This window comes from Bacillus sp. FCW2 (assembly GCF_021228595.1).
GTDB lineage: Bacteria > Bacillota > Bacilli > Bacillales > Bacillaceae > Bacillus > Bacillus velezensis.
Map to the genome: position 1 here is coordinate 3,605,981 of NZ_CP089436.1, position 17,541 is coordinate 3,623,521.

At 43.7% G+C, this 17,541-nt stretch carries 18 protein-coding genes, 1 pseudogene and 1 riboswitch; of the genes and pseudogenes, 6 read left to right on the forward strand and 13 right to left on the reverse strand.

The window, feature by feature from the left end:
- Positions 1 to 14 precede the first annotated feature (14 nt).
- Positions 15 to 1,403 (reverse strand): MocR-like pyridoxine biosynthesis transcription factor PdxR, encoded by a 1,389-nt coding sequence (locus K3G25_RS17795; RefSeq protein WP_014417025.1) that lies wholly within the window; start codon positions 1,401 to 1,403, stop codon positions 15 to 17.
- A 126-nt stretch (positions 1,404 to 1,529) separates the two neighbouring features.
- Here K3G25_RS17795 and K3G25_RS17800 point away from each other — a divergent pair, with 126 nt between their 5' ends.
- The gene (locus tag K3G25_RS17800) at positions 1,530 to 2,414 is read left to right on the forward strand and encodes a DMT family transporter (RefSeq protein ID WP_053285502.1); all 885 of its coding nucleotides are present in this window, start codon (positions 1,530 to 1,532) and stop codon (positions 2,412 to 2,414) included.
- Between the two features lie 76 nt (positions 2,415 to 2,490).
- Here the strand turns inward: K3G25_RS17800 and K3G25_RS17805 are convergent, their stop codons facing one another.
- Positions 2,491 to 3,069 (reverse strand): TetR/AcrR family transcriptional regulator, encoded by a 579-nt coding sequence (locus K3G25_RS17805; RefSeq protein WP_021495037.1) that lies wholly within the window; start codon positions 3,067 to 3,069, stop codon positions 2,491 to 2,493.
- A 258-nt stretch (positions 3,070 to 3,327) separates the two neighbouring features.
- Here K3G25_RS17805 and K3G25_RS17810 point away from each other — a divergent pair, with 258 nt between their 5' ends.
- Positions 3,328 to 4,518, forward strand: a complete 1,191-nt coding sequence (locus K3G25_RS17810) for an MFS transporter (protein WP_021495038.1) — start codon at positions 3,328 to 3,330, stop codon at positions 4,516 to 4,518.
- A 195-nt stretch (positions 4,519 to 4,713) separates the two neighbouring features.
- Positions 4,714 to 5,076 (forward strand): hypothetical protein, encoded by a 363-nt coding sequence (locus tag K3G25_RS17815; protein WP_022552664.1) that lies wholly within the window; start codon positions 4,714 to 4,716, stop codon positions 5,074 to 5,076.
- 47 nt (positions 5,077 to 5,123) lie between these two features.
- Here K3G25_RS17815 and K3G25_RS17820 read toward each other — a convergent pair whose 3' ends face one another.
- Positions 5,124 to 5,744: an FMN-binding negative transcriptional regulator gene (locus K3G25_RS17820; protein ID WP_021495040.1), complete on the reverse strand. Its 621-nt coding sequence runs from the start codon at positions 5,742 to 5,744 to the stop codon at positions 5,124 to 5,126.
- 117 nt (positions 5,745 to 5,861) lie between these two features.
- Between K3G25_RS17820 and K3G25_RS17825 the strand changes: the two genes are divergently transcribed.
- Positions 5,862 to 7,244: a MocR-like pyridoxine biosynthesis transcription factor PdxR gene (locus tag K3G25_RS17825; RefSeq protein WP_017419188.1), complete on the forward strand. Its 1,383-nt coding sequence runs from the start codon at positions 5,862 to 5,864 to the stop codon at positions 7,242 to 7,244.
- 30 nt (positions 7,245 to 7,274) lie between these two features.
- Here K3G25_RS17825 and K3G25_RS17830 read toward each other — a convergent pair whose 3' ends face one another.
- Together K3G25_RS17830 and K3G25_RS17835 are read right to left on the reverse strand one after the other, a co-directional pair.
- Complete coding sequence (locus tag K3G25_RS17830; RefSeq protein ID WP_039062685.1) at positions 7,275 to 8,564, reverse strand: Na+/H+ antiporter NhaC family protein; 1,290 nt, start codon at positions 8,562 to 8,564, stop codon at positions 7,275 to 7,277.
- A 222-nt stretch (positions 8,565 to 8,786) separates the two neighbouring features.
- Positions 8,787 to 9,191, reverse strand: a complete 405-nt coding sequence (locus tag K3G25_RS17835) for a MerR family transcriptional regulator (RefSeq protein ID WP_022552661.1) — start codon at positions 9,189 to 9,191, stop codon at positions 8,787 to 8,789.
- Positions 9,192 to 9,350: 159 nt separating this feature from the next.
- Here K3G25_RS17835 and K3G25_RS17840 point away from each other — a divergent pair, with 159 nt between their 5' ends.
- On the forward strand, positions 9,351 to 10,400 hold the full coding sequence (locus K3G25_RS17840; RefSeq protein WP_021495045.1) for an NAD(P)-dependent alcohol dehydrogenase: 1,050 nt from the start codon (positions 9,351 to 9,353) through the stop codon (positions 10,398 to 10,400).
- Between the two features lie 59 nt (positions 10,401 to 10,459).
- On the opposite strand, the gene K3G25_RS17845 is transcribed toward K3G25_RS17840, so the two are convergent.
- The 8 genes from K3G25_RS17845 to K3G25_RS17880 all read right to left on the reverse strand — a co-directional run bounded on the left by K3G25_RS17845 (position 10,460) and on the right by K3G25_RS17880 (position 16,912).
- Positions 10,460 to 11,422 carry an arsenic resistance protein gene (locus K3G25_RS17845; protein ID WP_128496475.1) on the reverse strand — a complete coding sequence of 321 codons (963 nt, stop codon included), beginning with the start codon at positions 11,420 to 11,422 and terminating at the stop codon, positions 10,460 to 10,462.
- A gap of 166 nt (positions 11,423 to 11,588) precedes the next feature.
- The gene (locus K3G25_RS17850; RefSeq protein WP_115940474.1) at positions 11,589 to 12,827 is read right to left on the reverse strand and encodes an HAD-IIA family hydrolase; all 1,239 of its coding nucleotides are present in this window, start codon (positions 12,825 to 12,827) and stop codon (positions 11,589 to 11,591) included.
- 8 nt (positions 12,828 to 12,835) lie between these two features.
- A complete protein-coding gene (gene thiD, locus K3G25_RS17855) occupies positions 12,836 to 13,654 on the reverse strand; it encodes a bifunctional hydroxymethylpyrimidine kinase/phosphomethylpyrimidine kinase (protein WP_021495048.1) in 819 nt (272 codons plus the stop codon).
- 14 nt (positions 13,655 to 13,668) lie between these two features.
- Complete coding sequence (locus K3G25_RS17860) at positions 13,669 to 14,427, reverse strand: class I SAM-dependent methyltransferase (RefSeq protein WP_014417013.1); 759 nt, start codon at positions 14,425 to 14,427, stop codon at positions 13,669 to 13,671.
- Positions 14,424 to 15,434 (reverse strand): thymidylate synthase, encoded by a 1,011-nt coding sequence (locus tag K3G25_RS17865; RefSeq protein WP_021495049.1) that lies wholly within the window; start codon positions 15,432 to 15,434, stop codon positions 14,424 to 14,426. Before K3G25_RS17865 ends, K3G25_RS17860 begins: the two co-directional genes overlap by 4 nt.
- Positions 15,431 to 15,895, reverse strand: coding sequence for a TIR domain-containing protein (locus K3G25_RS17870; protein ID WP_021495050.1), 465 nt, complete (start codon positions 15,893 to 15,895; stop codon positions 15,431 to 15,433). Before K3G25_RS17870 ends, K3G25_RS17865 begins: the two co-directional genes overlap by 4 nt.
- A 77-nt stretch (positions 15,896 to 15,972) precedes the next feature.
- Positions 15,973 to 16,076, reverse strand: a riboswitch (TPP riboswitch).
- A gap of 117 nt (positions 16,077 to 16,193) precedes the next feature.
- Positions 16,194 to 16,574, reverse strand: a complete 381-nt coding sequence (locus K3G25_RS17875; RefSeq protein WP_014417010.1) for a hypothetical protein — start codon at positions 16,572 to 16,574, stop codon at positions 16,194 to 16,196.
- 56 nt (positions 16,575 to 16,630) lie between these two features.
- Complete coding sequence (locus tag K3G25_RS17880) at positions 16,631 to 16,912, reverse strand: dihydrodipicolinate synthase family protein (RefSeq protein WP_224759939.1); 282 nt, start codon at positions 16,910 to 16,912, stop codon at positions 16,631 to 16,633.
- 387 nt (positions 16,913 to 17,299) lie between these two features.
- Between K3G25_RS17880 and K3G25_RS17885 the strand changes: the two are divergent.
- A pseudogene (locus K3G25_RS17885) lies at positions 17,300 to 17,523 on the forward strand (hypothetical protein).
- The last annotated feature ends 18 nt before the right edge of the window (positions 17,524 to 17,541 follow it).

Sequence of the window (17,541 nt, forward strand, 5' to 3'; positions counted from 1 at the left end):
CTGTGAGCTGCCTTTTACAGCGCCCAGGCGGCTCTCAGTTTTTTTATGCCTTCTTGTATATTGGTTTCAGAAACCCCAGCGAAACCGAGAGAAACTGTTTTTTCAGGGAGCTGTTTTTGATAGGTGAGAGACACGGGATAGATTTTGACGCCTTGTTCCTCCGCCTTTTCAATCAGCTCTTTTTCACTGAAAGGCAGCTGAACGTCAAGTAAAATCCGCAGCCCGGAATTTTCTCCGCGAATCCTGACGTATTGTCCCAGCTCGCGCCGCACGGCCTCTAATAATACCGCTCTTTTTTTCCGGTACAGCTTTCTCATTCTGTTAATATGTTTCTGCCACTCTCCGCTTTTGATAAATTGAGCCAGCGTCAGCTGACTGTGGCAGGAGACGGTCTGCTTATATAAAGAAGCGATTTCCCTGCCTTTTTCGATAAGCGGCAAAGGAAGAATCATATAGCTGATGCGCAGCGAAGGAAGCAGAGATTGGGAAAACGTTCCCATATAAATAACACGGTGATGCTGATCAAGCCCTTGCAATGATGGGATCGGCTGGCCGGTGTATCGGAATTCACCGTCATAATCATCTTCTATAATGAACGATTGATGTTCCTTCGCCCATTTCAGCAGCTGAATCCTTCTGTTTACCGGCATAATCGTTCCTAACGTAAATTGATGAGAAGGCGTGACATATACAAGACGCGGCCGCTCTTCATTCAGCTTCCGGATACAGACTCCTTCATCATCGACGGGTATCGGAATGATCTTCATGTGATTGGCTTTAAAAATCTCCCTCGCTCTCGGATAACCCGGATCTTCATATCCGATGGATAGATTTGCTTCAAATATTTTGCACAGCATTTGCAAAAGAGCAGGGTTCCCGGCGCCGACTATCACTTGTTCAGGACGGCAATTCACGCCGCGCGACTGATATAAGTATTCTGAAATGAGCGTTCTCAGTTCAAGCTCGCCCAAATCATCCCCGGGCCGATACAGCTCGTGCCCATATTGATCTAAGCTTGCAACCATGCTTTTGCGCCATGCCGAAAAAGGAAAATGAGCGGCATCCACAGTGCCGTAGTGAAAATCAATCCATTGGCGGTCTTCCTTCGCCTTTGTTTGAACAGGCGAAGCGCCCGGCTTTTTCACATAGACGGCGTCCGAGTCATAATCGGCAAACCATCCGCTTCTCGGCTTACTGACAATATAGCCTTCGGCGGCAAGCTGTTCATAGGCACGCTCCACAGTCGTCTGACTGACGGAAAGCTGACTTGACAAAAGCCTTTTTGAAGGAAGCTTCAGTCCTTTAGGAATACGGCCCTGATGCATATTTTCCTTAAAATGCCGATAAAGCTGCTGATAAAGCGGAATATCCAGATCTCTATTTAAAAATGGCGTGATATCCATTTTTATTCCCTCCAAACTGGCATTCTTCTTTTTATAAAAACTGGCCATTTGTATAAGGCCAATTTCAGTTTATAGTCATTATAAACTTTGAAAATGGGTTTAGAAATATATATTGGAGTGATTGGAATGAATAAGGCCGCAAACGGCTGGATTAACGGATTTATCGGCGTGCTCATTTTCAGCGGCTCGCTTCCCGCGACCCGCTTGGCTGTAGCGGACTTTGATCCGGTATTTCTCACCGTATGCCGCGCCGCGATAGCCGGTATATTGGCAGGCGCTCTGCTCCTCATTTTTCAGGAGAAACGCCCTGCCAAAAGCGACATCATTTCATTAATAACAGTAGCGCTCGGCGTCGTGATCGGTTTCCCGCTGCTTACAGCATTAGCGCTTCAGCATGTCACATCCGCTCATGCCATTGTCTACATCGGGCTTCTTCCGCTTGCGACGGCGATCTTCGGCGTACTGCGAGGAGGCGAACGGCCCAGGCCGGTCTTTTGGATTTTCTCGGCTGCCGGCAGCATCCTCGTAGCCGGACATGCTCTGCTGCAAGGAGGGGAATCCTCTCCGCTCGGTGATACGTACATGATCGCTTCGATTATCGTGTGCGGTCTCGGTTATGCCGAAGGCGCCCGCCTCTCCCGGCGGCTTGGCAACTGGCAGGTGATCTCTTGGGCTCTCGTTTTATCGCTTCCCCTTATGTTCATCCTGTCTTTCTGCTTCATGCCGGACTCATGGTCAAACATCGGCGCGCCCGCACTGCTCAGTCTTGCATATGTCTCAATATTCAGCATGCTGATCGGCTTCGTATTCTGGTATCGCGGACTCGCCCAGGGAGGCATCGCCGCGGTCGGACAGCTGCAGCTTCTGCAGCCTTTCTTCGGACTGTTACTGGCCGCCATGATTCTCCATGAAAAAGCAGGATGGGAACTTGCGGCGGTAAACGTCGGCGTTATCGCTTGCGTGGCGGCCGCCCGGCAGTTCGCAAATCAATCAGAAAAGGCCGAACAATGAACTTGTTCGGCCTTTCATTATATTCCGCCCATAGGCAGCAGAAGTCTGCATCTCTTTCACATGATCCGAGTATTTTTCAGGCAGGCTGAACTCCCTTAAACGCACTCATCACCAGATCATGCACATAGGAATCATTCACCTCATCACCTGTGATCAACAGGCGATAGAAAATCGGTCCGTAAATGAGATCGATGCTTACGTCAATATCAAGATTCTCTCTTAATTCACCTTTTTGAATTCCCTTTTCCAGAAGGCCTTTCGCTTGGAGGCGGCGGGGCTGGAAAAATCGCGTGCGATATTCTTCCGCCAATTTTGCATCCAGCTGCCCCGCACCGATTAATTCCTTAATAACGGTTCCTTCCCGGCTCGTCAAAAACCTTGCTAAATTCGTGGCGTGGGTCAATATATCTTGCACTGTTGATCCTGTATCGGGCACAGGCAGTCTGTCCGTAGCGGTCGAAAGAAAGCTGTCCATGATAACGGCAGCCTTGTTTGACCACCATTTATAAATCGTTGCCTTACTCACTTTGGCACGCTCAGCAATTTTATCGACTGTCACCGCGTCAAAGCCATTTTCCAACAGTAGGTCATAGGCTGCAGAAAGAATCGCCTTATGTGTTCCTTCATCGCGCGGCCGTCCTCGTTTACTCTGCACATGAATCATTCCTTCCCGAATTATAAACGATACGTTCAGTATACTTAACCTGTATAAAAAAAGAAAACAGAAACCCATTTACAAAACTGAACGTTTAGTATATCATTTTCTTATAATAAAACTAAACGTTTAGTTTACAAAATAACTTGAGGGAAATCTTGATGAAACACAGACTCCAAAAGCCTCTGCGTAAAGGAGATGAATCAGCAAATCATTTATCAAGCATCATAAAAACCACTTAAAAAGGAGTTCATTCATATGGCTAAAGAAAACAAACAGACAGCAGATCAGGGAATTTCACCTGGTTTAACCCTTCTTCTCGCAATGGCATGCGGTATCATTGTCGCTAATCTTTATTATGCACAGCCCTTGGCAGGATTCATTAGTGCGGCAATCGGACTTTCTCCAAGCAACGCCGGACTGATTGTCACGCTGACCCAAATCGGATACGTTGCCGGCTTACTGTTTCTCGTCCCTTTGGGAGACATTATCGAAAACAAAAAACTTGTCGTTGTATCGCTCCTTCTAAGCGCAGCCGCTTTGACACTGACAGCATTTGTGAAGCATGGAACACTGTTTTTAGCTGCTGCGTTTTTCATCGGACTGGGATCAATCGCAGCCCAAGTGCTTGTTCCGTTCGCATCATACCTTGCACCAGATGCCGCACGCGGCCGGGTTGTCGGCAATGTGATGAGCGGCCTGCTGCTCGGTATTATGCTTTCCCGTCCGATATCCAGCCTGGTCGCTGATATATGGGGGTGGAATGCCATATTTGCTTTATCCGCCGCGTTAAGTGTTGTCCTGGCAATCATCTTATCAAAAGTGCTTCCTGCCAGAAAACCAACAGCAAACACAAGCTACACCGTCTTACTCGGTTCAATGTGGAAGCTGCTGCGCACGACTCCGGTCTTACGCCGCCGTGCCATTTATCATGCGTTTGTATTTGGCGCTTTCAGCTTATTCTGGACGACTGTGCCTTTATTATTGTCCGGTCCTGCTTTTCATTTTTCTCAAAAGGCAATCGCGCTGTATGCATTAGCGGGCATTGCGGGTGCAGCGGCTGCACCGATAGGCGGCCGTCTGGCTGATCGCGGCTTGACCCGGCTTGCCACCGGAATCGCTCTCGGTGTTGTCATCGTTTCTTTATTACTCCCGCTCATGATTCAGAGCAGCTCCCCCGTCGGAATAGCAGTTCTGGTGGCCGCTGCTATCCTGTTGGATATGGGGGTATCTGCCAATCTCGTACTCAGTCAGCGTGCCATTTTTTCGTTGGCACCTGAATTTCGCAGCCGATTAAACGGATTATTTATGGCAATCTTCTTTCTCGGCGGTGCTATAGGATCATCAATCGGAGGATGGGCATACGCCTCAGGCGGGTGGAGTATCACATTATGGATTGGAATCGCTTTTCCGGTCATAGCATTGCTTTATTTCACCACGGAGAAATAAGCCTTTCACCAAAAATAAGCCGTCAGGACCAAGCTGACAGCTTTTTTTGGTGTATTCTTCTTTTACATCCAGCCGAACAAAAAACGGATTCATAAAAAGATGATATTGATTCTTTACGCCCCGCTCACATAGAAGAAACAGTAAAACCATGTCATAATATGTTAAGAAATAATTGCGCCATAGGCAGGTGAACACATGAAGAAGTATTTATATAAACACCTTTTGTTAGCTCTCGTTTCGTCCGTTTGCTTTTTATTGGTCTTTTATGTGGGTTTAAAAATGACACAGGAAGACACACCGCCGTTGTCTTCTTACCCGTTTTACCTTTTTATTTATCTTTACATCACAGCCGGATATTTGACGGTCGGCCTTGTTTTAGCTTGTATGACTGATATCTTGAAAAACCGCTGGACATTGAATAAAACGTCTTCCATTCTATTGAAACTTATCGTTTACTTACTCATACCGTATGCTATTTTTCATTCTTTCTTCATTTTAATGGCGCCGTTGATTTATGTGCTGTTTGAGTCGTTATTCATCCTGAGAAAAGCTTCGTAACCTGAAAAAACATACCGCATGCTGCCGGTATGTTTTTAGTATGCTTGTCAGTTGTTCGCAGTGATCCGTTTGATGTTTTCTTCCATCAAGCCGGAAATGAGCTGTTCGTTTGTATGAGGAATCTGTTTGAGCTGTTGTACGACCAGCCCTTGTCTTGCGGCTGAATGATTTTGACTCAGCTTTGCTTTCCCCTCTATTTTGCTGATTTTGATTTTAAAACCTTTTACCCCTTTGTTCATGCCTGCCAGCAATTTCGCATCGACATCCTCTAATTTGTACGGGCTGTCGGGGCTTTCGTATTTCAATACGAGATCACTCATCGACTGCACGGTTTCTTCCTCATCCAAAAGCTCCGCCTCTCCGTAAACATGAACCGCCACATAATTCCATGTGGGAACAGCCTGATTCGTCTCATACCATTTAGGCGAGATATAACAATGAGGCCCTTGAAAAACGGCTAACACGTTTTGGCCATCAATCTCTTTCCATTGGGGGTTCGGCAATGCAAAATGACCGTATAAGCATTCGTTATTCTTACTCATCATCAATGGCAGGTGGGTTGCATACGGCATGCCTTCCGCCGTTGAAAACAATGCTGCGAAACCATACTCTTTGATTACATCGCACGCTTCAGCTTCACTCAGCTGAAATGGAGCGGGAATATACATAAAAACTCTCCTCTCTGAACATGGATTGATAAAGCGCTTTCCGCTATAATAAGATATCAACTGACATTTAAAAAGGTACAGTTTTGAATAAATATACATGTCAGAGGAGAACATCTGATGAAAAATATGATTTTCGCTTTCGAAAGCGATACCCCGAAATACAAACAAATTTATGAGCAATTTAAAACATTGATTGAGCAGGGAAATATTCAGGCAGATGAGCGGCTGCCTTCAATTCGGGAGCTGGCAGATTCTCTGCGGGTAAGCCGTAATACAACGCTGATGGCCTATGATTTGCTTTTAGCGGAGGGATACATTCGCGGAGAAACACGCAAAGGATATTTTGCTAATGAAATAGAACCCTCTTTATTTCAACAAGAACATGATGTTGTTTACGCTGAGAAAACCGAATCAACTCAGCCGATCCTGATTGATTTTCGTGCCGGAGCCGTCGATCAAAATCATTTTCCTCTGAAAACATGGAGAAAATTATACAATCAAGTTTTGACATCAGAGAAAAGCTTTCTGTACGGTGAACCGTTCGGCGAGAGAGACCTGCGTGAACAAATTGCCGCTTATCTCTTGGAATCCCGCGGAGTGAAAACAGATGCGGATTCCATTATCATCGGCAGCAGCACCCAGCAGATGCTGATATATCTCAGCCGGATTCTGAAAGAGGATTTTTCGGGAATGATCGTTGAAGACCCGGGATTTGACGGTGCCAGAGCGGCTTTTCAATTTCATGGGCTTTCTCTGGAGACGATGCCTGTCTATGAAAACGGAGCTGATTTTTCTCAATTACATGCAATGAAAGAAAAATTAATCTATGTGACCCCTTCCCATCACAGCCCTTACGGCGTAAGCATGTCCATTCAGCAGCGCCAAACTCTGATCAATTGGGTGAATCATAGAGAGGGTTATATTCTTGAGGATGATTATGACAGTGAATTCCGTTATACACAGCAGCCGTTTCCCGCTCTTGCTTCCATTCAATCAGACCGGGTGATTTATTTAGGGAATTTCTCAAAATCCTTTCTTCCTGGCATCCGCATAAGCTATATGGTTTTGCCGCAACGCCTTTTGCACCGGTATAAAAGACGGTTTATTCATTTCGAAAGCACCGCTTCTTCGCTTAACCAGCTGACCATGGCTGAATTGATGAAGGCCGGTGAATGGACCCGCCATATTAAGCGCATGCGCATTGTTTACAAGCGAAAAATGCAGCACTTGATTTCACATGTAAAGCAGCAGTTCGGCGATCATGTGACGATCATCGGCGAGCAGTCGGGATTGTATATATTGGTGAGAGTTCACCTGAACTATACAGAAGAAACATTAATCGAACGCGCTTTTCAGTACGGAGTGAAGGTGTACCCTACCGCCATTTATTTCGTTGCCCAAAAACCCGAACCGCCGACTATAAAGCTGGGTTTCGCCCATCTCGATACGGATCAGATCACACAGGGCGTACAGCTTTTGAGAAATGCTTGGCTGTCATGAAAGAAAAAAGGCGCCGAACGGCGCCTTTTTTTATTTCGTATTTCTTGTGAATTTCGGCAGTCCAAATATGATGGCGGCGATGCCGCAGATTCCGATGAAAACGGGATAGAAAGAGTATGGCAGGATGCTGACTGGTGAAATATTCCCGAATTTTCCGGCTGATAACAGCTGCGCGCCGTAAGGAATCAATCCTTGAATCATACACGAAAAGATATCCAGAATACTTGCCGATTTTCTGTTGTCGATGTTGAATTTATCAGCGATATTCTTTGCAATCGGCCCGGCTGCAATAATGGAGATCGTATTATTGGCCGCAGCCAGATTCGTCACGCTGACCAGTCCGGCAATGCCGGCTTCGGCGCCTTTTTTCGAACGGATTCGTTTCGTGATGAACTCCAGTAAAAAGTCGATCCCGCCGTTTTGTTTCATCACGCCGACCATCCCTCCGATCAGCATGGACAGGATGATCAGATCGCTCATTCCGGCAATTCCATCCGTAATCGCCTTAAAATAAGAGTCAAGCGTCAGGCTGCCGCCCGCTAATCCGATGATTCCCGTCAAAACCAATCCGCCGAATATGACAGCCATCACATTAATACCGATTAACGCAAAAACCAACACGGCGACATAAGGGAGCACCTTAATCCAGTTGTAAGATTCAGCACCCGTATGGCCGGCGTGGCCTGCCGGAATAAAAAATAAGATAATAACAGTCACAATGGCAGCAGGCAAAACAATCAGAAAGTTCGTTTTGAATTTATCCATCATTTGTGTTTTTTGCGTCCGGACTGACGCGATGGTCGTATCGGAAATAAAAGAAAGATTATCTCCGAACATAGCTCCGCCGACCACAGCCGCCATCGTAATCGCGCCGGAGATGCCAAGCTCTCCGCTCAGACCCGCGCTGATCGGCGCAACCGCCGCAATCGTGCCCATTGATGTTCCCATCGATATAGAAATAAAACAAGCAATGATAAACAGCCCCGGCAGCAAAAACTGCTGCGGAATAACGCTCAAAGCAAGGTTGACAGTTGAATGCACCGCTCCCATCGCTTCAGCCGCTGAAGCAAAGGCACCTGCCAATATAAAAATCATAACCATAATGATAATATCAGGATGTCCCGCACCGGAAGCGAACCATTCTATTTTTTGATTGAGCGATTTCTTCCGGTTAAATAACAGCGCAAAAGCTGACGCAATAATCGCGGCAATCAGAATCGGCAATTTATAAAAATCTCCGGTCACCAGACCAGAGCCGACAAAAAGCCCTACGAATAAGACTAAAGGCAATAACGCCCAAGGGTTCTTTTTATTGTTCATCTGGGTAAACCACCTCTTTTCAGCATTAAAGTCGCTAATCACAGTCTAAGCAACATTTCACACTTTAAAAGTCTGCAGTGAAAAAGTCAAGCTGAAAAAAGGGTAAGTAATGATTGATAAGATAGAAAAAGCTGTTTTGTTTCCTCTCTTTAGAAAATAAAAAAACCAAGGCTCGTTTCCTTGGTACATTTCATGCGGCCCGGCGTCCGGGACACCTTCTCTTCATTCAGAAATACATTCAGCTTTCAGTCTGCTTTTAAGTTTCGCTTCATTTTCAAGGATATCTTCGTAATCCTCAATCTTCCTGTTTAATCGTTTTATGGTTTCATCAATTTCCCTCTGTTTCTCCGTCAGCCTTTTCCTTTCATTTATCAGGATGTTTTTTCGGGGTTCGATCGTATGATCGGCTCCTTCAATAAATAAAGCGGTATATTCAATCAGCGCCTCAATCGACAGCCCGGCACTTCTCATGCATTTTATAAATTGAATCCAATTCACATCATCTTCGTCATAATCGCGGATGCCGCTTTCATCGCGTTTTACCGGAGGAATCAGTCCTATACTTTCATAATACCTAAGCGTTGCGGCTGATAACTCAACCTGCTTTGCAGCCTGCGCAATCTTCATATTCTTACCACCCGTCCTTCATACCTTTCATAAGCGTGCCATTATAGAATATCATTTCATAAAAAAATAAACCAAACTCCTTGACTTAAAGTCCGCTTTAACATTTAAAGTAAAACCGAACAGAGGATTCATCACTTTATCTTGGAAAGGAAGATAACCATGTGTAATAATCATCCGACTCGTGTATTAAGCGCTCCGCATGCAAAAGCTAAATTTGAGCGGACGACGATTGAGAGAAGAGCATTACGGCCGCACGATATCCTGATTGATATTAAGTACAGCGGGATTTGTCACTCAGACATCCACAGCGCATTCGATGAATGGGGCGGCGGAATCTTTCCGATGGTTCCCGGGCACGAAATTGCCGGAGTTGTGGAAGCCGTGGGTGAAGACGTCACCACATTTGCCGTCGGCGACCGTGTGGGTGTAGGCTGTTTTGTAGACTCCTGCGGGGAATGTGAATACTGCCTTAACGGAGACGAACAATATTGCACAAAAGGCGTTGTTCAGACTTATAATAACCTGGACTACGACGGAAACCCTACATACGGCGGCTACAGCCAGAAAATAGTTGTCACTGACAGATTCGTTGTCCGGATTCCCGATCAGCTGGATTTGGATGCTGCCAGCCCGCTATTGTGCGCGGGCATTACCACGTATTCTCCGCTGAAACACTGGAATGCCGGCCCCGGCAAAAAAGTGGCGATTGTCGGAATGGGCGGGCTCGGACATTTAGCCGTTCAATTCGCGCACGCTTTAGGCGCAGAGGTCACCGTCCTCAGCCGCTCAATGAACAAAAAAGACGAAGCGCTTGAATTTGGAGCCGATCATTACTTTGCGACAAGCGATCCGGATACATTTACTGAGCTGGCCGGACGATTTGATCTTATTTTAAATACAGTATCCGCGAACCTTGACGTAGATGCCTACTTATCCCTGCTTCGCATTGACGGTACATTGGTAAATGTGGGAGCGCCCGCTAAGCCGGACTCATACAGTGTGTTCTCCTTAATCACGGGCCGCCGCAGCATTGCGGGTTCACTCGTCGGCGGTATTCCGCAGACTCAGGAGATGCTTGATTTCGCCGCCGAGCACGGCATTGCTCCTAAAATTGAAGTGATACCGGCCGATCAAGTCGACGAAGCGTACGAACGGGTTCTCCAAAGCGATGTCCGCTACCGTTTCGTTATTGATATTGCAACTTTATAATTCTCATAAAAAACATACCAATATCTATTGGTATGTTTTTTTCAGCGCAGATTATTTTTTTATTTCAGCAGCCATCCGGGCACCGCTTTGATATAAACCAATTCACCGATCAGCTCAACAATCGTCTGTGTGACGATAACAGCAGCGGCTAATGAGGCCCAAGCATCCGGCAGAGCCAGCGCTAACGGAAGGACTGCGAGAGAATTCCTTGTGCCCGTGCTGAAGATCAATGCTCTACCTTCACCTGTATTCAGACGGAACGCATATGCGATAAAACGGGAGACAAACGGCATAATGAGCAGGAATAACAGATAGATCGGGATCACACGTAGAATGATGTCAGCATCACTGATGACCTTACCGATTTGTGTGGCGACGACCGCCAGTAAGACCAGAGCCATAAAAGGAACAGGCAGCCATGCCGTCCACTCTAACACCTTTTCTCCCGCCGGCTTCTTATCAGCCCATAATTGAGTCATCACCGCCGCCAGCAGCGGCACCGCTATTAACAATAAGAATGCTTCCAGAAACGGTCCCGCATGAACAGCCCCTATCACTTCTTTCCCGATAAACAGCCGCAGGTATAACGGAAGCAATACCATCTGAACGGCGAACAAAACCGGCGTGGAAGCCAAGATTAATTTCTCATTTCCTTTGCCGAGCTGAGTAAAGACGATGACGTAATCAATACAAGGTGTAAGCAATACCAAACAAACCCCTAATAATATAGGAGGAGATTGAGGAAAAATGGCGGTTAACACCCATACAACAACAGGTACAGCTAAGAAATTACCGATCAGTAAAGCCGCCATAAACTTGAGGTTTGACAAGGCTTCCCTCAGCTTCAAGAATGGAATTTGGGCAAACATGGCATACATGAGAACAGCGATAAACGGTGATATCGTCCATCCCCAGCGAAGTCCTGAATCTTTCCCGGCGATCCCTGCTATTCCTCCGATCACAAGAGTCACACCATATATCCAAATTTGCTGTTTTTCTAATGTCTCTCTGGTTATTTTCATTGGCTGACACCTCTTCTCCGCCCATTATACCTTCTTTTCTGCCGGAATTAAAAAACACCAAGGGTCTGTGACACTTGGTGTTTTTGGAACGCGGCCGAGAGTTACGGGTTGAGAACCGTTAATTCTTGTAAATAACCCCCAAAAAGTATTTTTAGCGTACTGTTCCTTATCGAATAAAAGCATCCTCTTTCATTTCCAAAGCATCATCCAGCCATCTCGGGTGCATCGGCAAGAGATGTTCAGGTAATTCATGGATATCAAAATATCTGATTTCCATGGCTTCCTCTGTGGACTTTTTCAAAGTGCCGCCGATGATGTCACATTGAAAACAATTGGTAATAAAATGGCTGACTCTGCCGTCAGGGTATATAAAGGTTTGTGAACTCGGATCAGAATAAACGCCTATCATTTTAGAGACTTTCACCACTAATCCAGTTTCCTCTTCTATTTCTCTTATAATTGCTTGTTCAACTGTTTCACCAGGTTCCACATGTCCTGAAGGAATGCCCCATAAACCATTATCAGCACGCTTCATTAATAAAACGGAACTTGATTCTTTAATTATAATTCCAGCGACTCCGGCTTTCACTTGTTCTGTCCATTGGAAATCCGGTTTTTTCCGTACTTCTGCCTTTATTTCATTATCGAACAAGTCTTTCAGATCGCGGATCACAACATCCGGATTTCTAAAATCATGTTTTGCAGGAAATAAAGTATTTTGATCAGAAACTAATACGGAAGTTATGCCTATTTGGTTTGCTCCGACAATATCTGTTTCAGGCGTATCCCCGATCATAACGCATCTCTCTTTATCCTCAAAAGGCTCTAGTACTTTTTCAAATATTGAAGACGCCGGTTTTCCAATTATCATCGGCTCTTTAGCAGCTGCTGTTTTAACAGCCGCGACTATAGCGCCTGTCGCGGGAGCTGGTCCGTTAGCGGCAGGAAATGTTTTATCCCCGTTTGCAGCGATAAATGAAGCTCCGCAACGGATGAGGTTTACTGCCTTATGCACATCCTGAAATGTAATATTTTGATCCCATCCAATGACAACAGCCTCCGCCTGATCTTCCGTAAGATCAATACCGGCCTTTTGAATTTCACTTTTAAGTTGGTCATTTCCCAATATATATGCCTTCTTTATTCCTTCACTGACAAGGTAATCAGCTGTTGCCCACCCCGCAGTAACGACTTCATCAATACTTGCTGAAATCCCCAGTTTATGAAGGCATTTCACAATCGTTTCTCTTGTAACACAAGGATCATTCGTTAAAAAGCGAATGGCTTTCTTTTCTTCACGGAGTCGTTTTAAAGAGGCCACAGCTCCTGGTAAAGCTTTATCTCCTATATATATCACTCCGTCTAAATCAAATAAAAATACATCATAATTCTTGGAGATCATCATAACACTCCTTAAGCGGTTGTCTCTTGGTTAATAGTTGAGCGATACGCAAAATGATTTGTAGGGCCTTGTCCTTTCCCGATTCCTAAGGGATGTTTAATGGCTGCTGAAATGAATTCCTTTCCAGTTGCCACTGATTCCGGTATGCTGTGCTGCTTTGCCAGCTCTGCAGTTATCACAGCTGAAAACGTACATCCTGTTCCATGAGTATGCTTTGTATCAAAGCGGGGAGAAACAAATTCCTCGAAGTCCTCGTCAAAGTACAAAATATCACGGGCTTCTCCATTCAGGTGCCCCCCTTTTACGACAGCACTTTTCGCCCCGTATACCTCCACCATTTCTTTCGCCGCATCACGCATCTGCTGTACAGTCTCGATTGATTTGCCGATGATTACTTCCGCTTCCGGAATGTTCGGTGTAATAACAGTTGTTTGGGGTATTAATAATTTCTTCAAATGATCAATGGCGTCCTTATGGAGCAGATGATGTCCGCTTTTAGCAATCATAACCGGATCCATCACATACGATTGAATATTTGCGTCTTTTAACTTTTCTGCCAGCAATTCAATAATTCCTATACTTGCAAGCATACCGGTTTTGACAGCATCAGGTTTTATATCATCCATGACACAGTCTATTTGCTGAGATATATTCTGAAGAGACATCTCCTCAAAACTTTTCACACCAAGTGTGTTTTGTGCAACAACTGATGTAATAACAGCCATTCCATATACCTTTTGTTCCTGAAATGTTTTTAAATCCGCATGAATTCCCGCCCCTCCGGAAGGATCAGTCCCAGCAATCGAAAGCGCTTTATAAATATCCGTCAATTTACACTCCTCCTTCAGGCAGGTTTCACTGCTTTAAAAATGACAAAAGGCGGATATTCCTTTTCACATTTCCAATTATTAAATTGAAACTCTTTCTCTATGGCTTTTACATGCTCTTGGTCAATATCGTTTAACGTTGGTTCTGATAAAGTTACATTTTCAAAACCTGCATGAGTTAATAGTTTATAATACATTGACTTCGGCCAATGAAAATCATTTAAAATTAAATCTGCTTGTCCCGGAACATGGAGCCATTCATTTCTTTCTTCTCCGTAAGAATATTCTTTCCCCGGTATTCCATTGCGGAAGGTTGAAAATTCAATTCCGGTTGAATCAGGATTCGTATCGAGTATGACAAATGAAGCTCCTGGTTTTAACACACGAAAAATTTCATTTATGATACCTTTGATACGCTGGTCACTATCCGTATTAATAAAAACATAACAGGCCATTGCAGCATCAACCGAGTGATCTGGTAAGAAGGAAAGATTATCGTGTTCAATTAAATGATAGTCCACATGAGGATGTTGTCTTTTTGCCTTTGCTATATCTAACATCTTCCTTGATTCATCGACTGCGATCACATTGCAGCCTATTCTGTCAGCCAGCCTATAAGCTACCTTTCCCGGACCGCATCCGAAATCGAGCACCTTTTTAATCTCCGCTTTATCAAAAGTACGAAAAACAAACTCAAAACCTAACGTTTGTTCTAAAACGTCATTATAAGCATCGAATTTACCAGCAACACTGTCTTCTTTCCATGAAGTTTTCATTGAATTTCCTCCTTTTGCTCAATTGAGAAATAATGAAACCACTTATTCCTGACGAAAAATTGATATATAGGAAGTAAACTTTGAAATAGAGAATGATCCATATCCCGTTTATATGCAATATGCTGGTATATACTGAAAAGGAAAAGAATCTGTTTCCAGTAATCAGGTAAATCAAGCATTTCAATATCGTTTTTTGTCATAGAAATTTGATCTTTCCTAAGTAATTCTTCATACTTTAAGACTGTTTCAATGGACGGCCAGTTATTTCCCTCAGGCATTTTCGGAAATTCAAATTCCCGAATATCATGGTGATTTTCAGCTTCCTCAAGCACCGTTTTCGCCCATTCATGATCTGAATCATAAATATGGATTGATCCCGCATTATGAAAATATTCTCCGACTTCTAAACGCAGTTCTCTGGCCATTAATTCCTGCATGAACGTAAATGAGAAAAGATCACTGATCATCCCGCGAAAAGCATCATTTGCACGCATGACAGAAGACATGTATAATTCACCTTCCCTCACAAAAAACTGCAAACCGATTGTGCAGGAAACATCTATATTTTCTGAAACGAAGAGTTCCGAAGCATCGAATATTTGAATAAATGCCCTTTTTGAATCAATATCTTCTTGTGTCAAAAGATTTTTTATTCTATTCCATTGATTTAGTTTTGCATTTCCGAATTCAAATATTTTAGGCCCATACGCAGTGCCTGTTAATGTTTTTTTATTCATTGAATATGAAGGCATTTTTTTATTGTAATAACTGATAAAATCTAAGTCGTTACTCCCCGATAAATACCATAACACTTCAGCAAAATTAAACACGATATTGGTTTTTCTTGAGGATAAATAAGTGACACGTTCTATTGGATTTTCCAGAGTCAGATGGTAGTTCAATTGTTCTCTGCTTTTTTGTCCGCGCGGTGAATTGAGAAATTCAGGGTTGTGATAGATGTCATACAGCGTTTCCGTATATGCTTCATGAAAAGTTCTCTTTCTCATTGAGATTCCGCCTTATATGCTGCAAAGATATTTTTAATGTTCTCTAATAAATCATCTGTATCTTTATAGCTGATGTACTCAACATCCGCCACTGAATTTAACCCTTGAATTAAGAAAGCATAATCCTTGTCCTTTTCTAGAAATAGCACGATCTTTTTTTTCAAGGCAGAAGCCCATCCAATTTCTATATGTGTTCCGGGAGAAGCGGGTGATCCGGGGAATGCTGCAAAAAGGTCGCAAGTGCTTATTTCATCAAAATCAATTTTAGTGCATTGAAGGGGTGTCATGAAATCCTTCCCCCACCCTTCCCGCTTGTGAGCATTATGAACCAGCCATCCTTCATTCTCAAAAAAGGAAATTAATGATTCCAGCTTTCCCCTCTCATACGTACTCATCAATCCAGTTTTCTCATCTACTAAACTTTTAAAAGGCCCTGCCAGAAAAACTTTTTTCGTCGCCACTTCATATCACCCTTTCAAAATAAATAAAGCCACTTTCCTCTATGGAAAGTGGCTTAAATATAGATAAGATAAAGAATCTCTCTAATTTTTCACTTCCCTACGCTGGTATTAACCAAATCAGGTTCAAAGGGTCAGGACGTATTGTCTCTTCTCAGCTATTAAAGCTCCCCCAGTGACTTTTTATAAATATTTACTTTAATTCTATGCTATTCCATATAAATAGTCAAACAATGACCGGCAAAAAGCGCTGCGGATATCACTGGGATTCCCCTTCAATATTGCAGCTTACCCACTAGTTTTAAAACCTTCCGGCCTCTTTTTTCCTGCCAACGAATAAGGTCACGGCAACACTCGCTGAACTGACCAAAGTCCCCAGAACGGCAGCAAGAATTGTCAAAAAGCCATGGGGAATCAGAAATCCAATCGGAATGAGGCCCGCAAACGTGAGAACGATAAAACATTGATAGACGCCGGATATGATTCTCACAACCAAGCTGCTAAAAAAGGACATGACGAATGGCGGAATGAACAAACATAAAATGATTCCGAGTGAGATCAATAAAATCATAGGCTCGTCAAAAGAAATGACACGATCGCCGGGAGACTCTTCAGCCGCCGCGAATACAGCAAATATAGACATCATCAGCGTAAGAAAAACAAGAAAAAACCTTTTCAGCAACGTTATGACTCCTTTTTATAAAAACGGGTATCCTTTTTTTTAAGACGATAACCATTTTATGTTATCAAATGAAATAATATGAAGTCAATTGATGAATGAATAACGTAATAAACGGCTTGCTGCTGTGTCGGTCTTATATCAGGAGGAAAAACAATCCGTACAGAATCTATATTGGTTTTCTCGATGTGTTTCATCAGTTTGACGGCATCACTGGTTCTTACGGCTGAAACCCCGAATATCAGTTCAACATCTTCAAATTTTCGCTGATTAACATACTCAATGATCTGAAGGCGCTCATCTATGCTGAGTGGATGCTGTTCACCAGTCGTGCCGCATATGAGAACGAATGGATACCGCTGTTTTTCAAATGTTCGACAATAGGATCAAATCCTGCTGAATATAAACGTTCATCTTCATGAAAAGGCGTAGGGATAGCAATAAAATTTGCATGAGAATGTCCTCCAAGTACATATTCTTGAATATCTGCAGAGTATCATATAACACTGTCTGACATTTAAAAAGGTACAGTTTCAGATAACTTAACATGTCAGATGTAAAGGCCGACACACAAAAAAAGCAGGCAAAGAGAGCCTGCTTCATTGCTTCGTCTTACAGCGGCCCATTCCCCGGATGGCTTGACAAATATGAGTAATAAGGCAAACTGATATAAAAATTGTGCTAATGAGGCGGGGTTAATAATTTTAGATTTAAAAGGTGAAACGCACATGGATCATCTTGTGGGAATGCTGTATTCTGCCGTTAATGAAAATGACAGCCGCTTAATATCCATTGTGTCAGACATGTCACAGCAGGAGATCGATTATAAAGGACCAAATCATCAACCATTCAATGGGGAATATGGCATATGGCAGACCATAATAGATATCATCAAGCTCATATTCATCAGCTTCGCAAATGGTATGAAGAGAAACAGAAACTTGGCAGTTAAAGCCGCTTATTAGGAGGA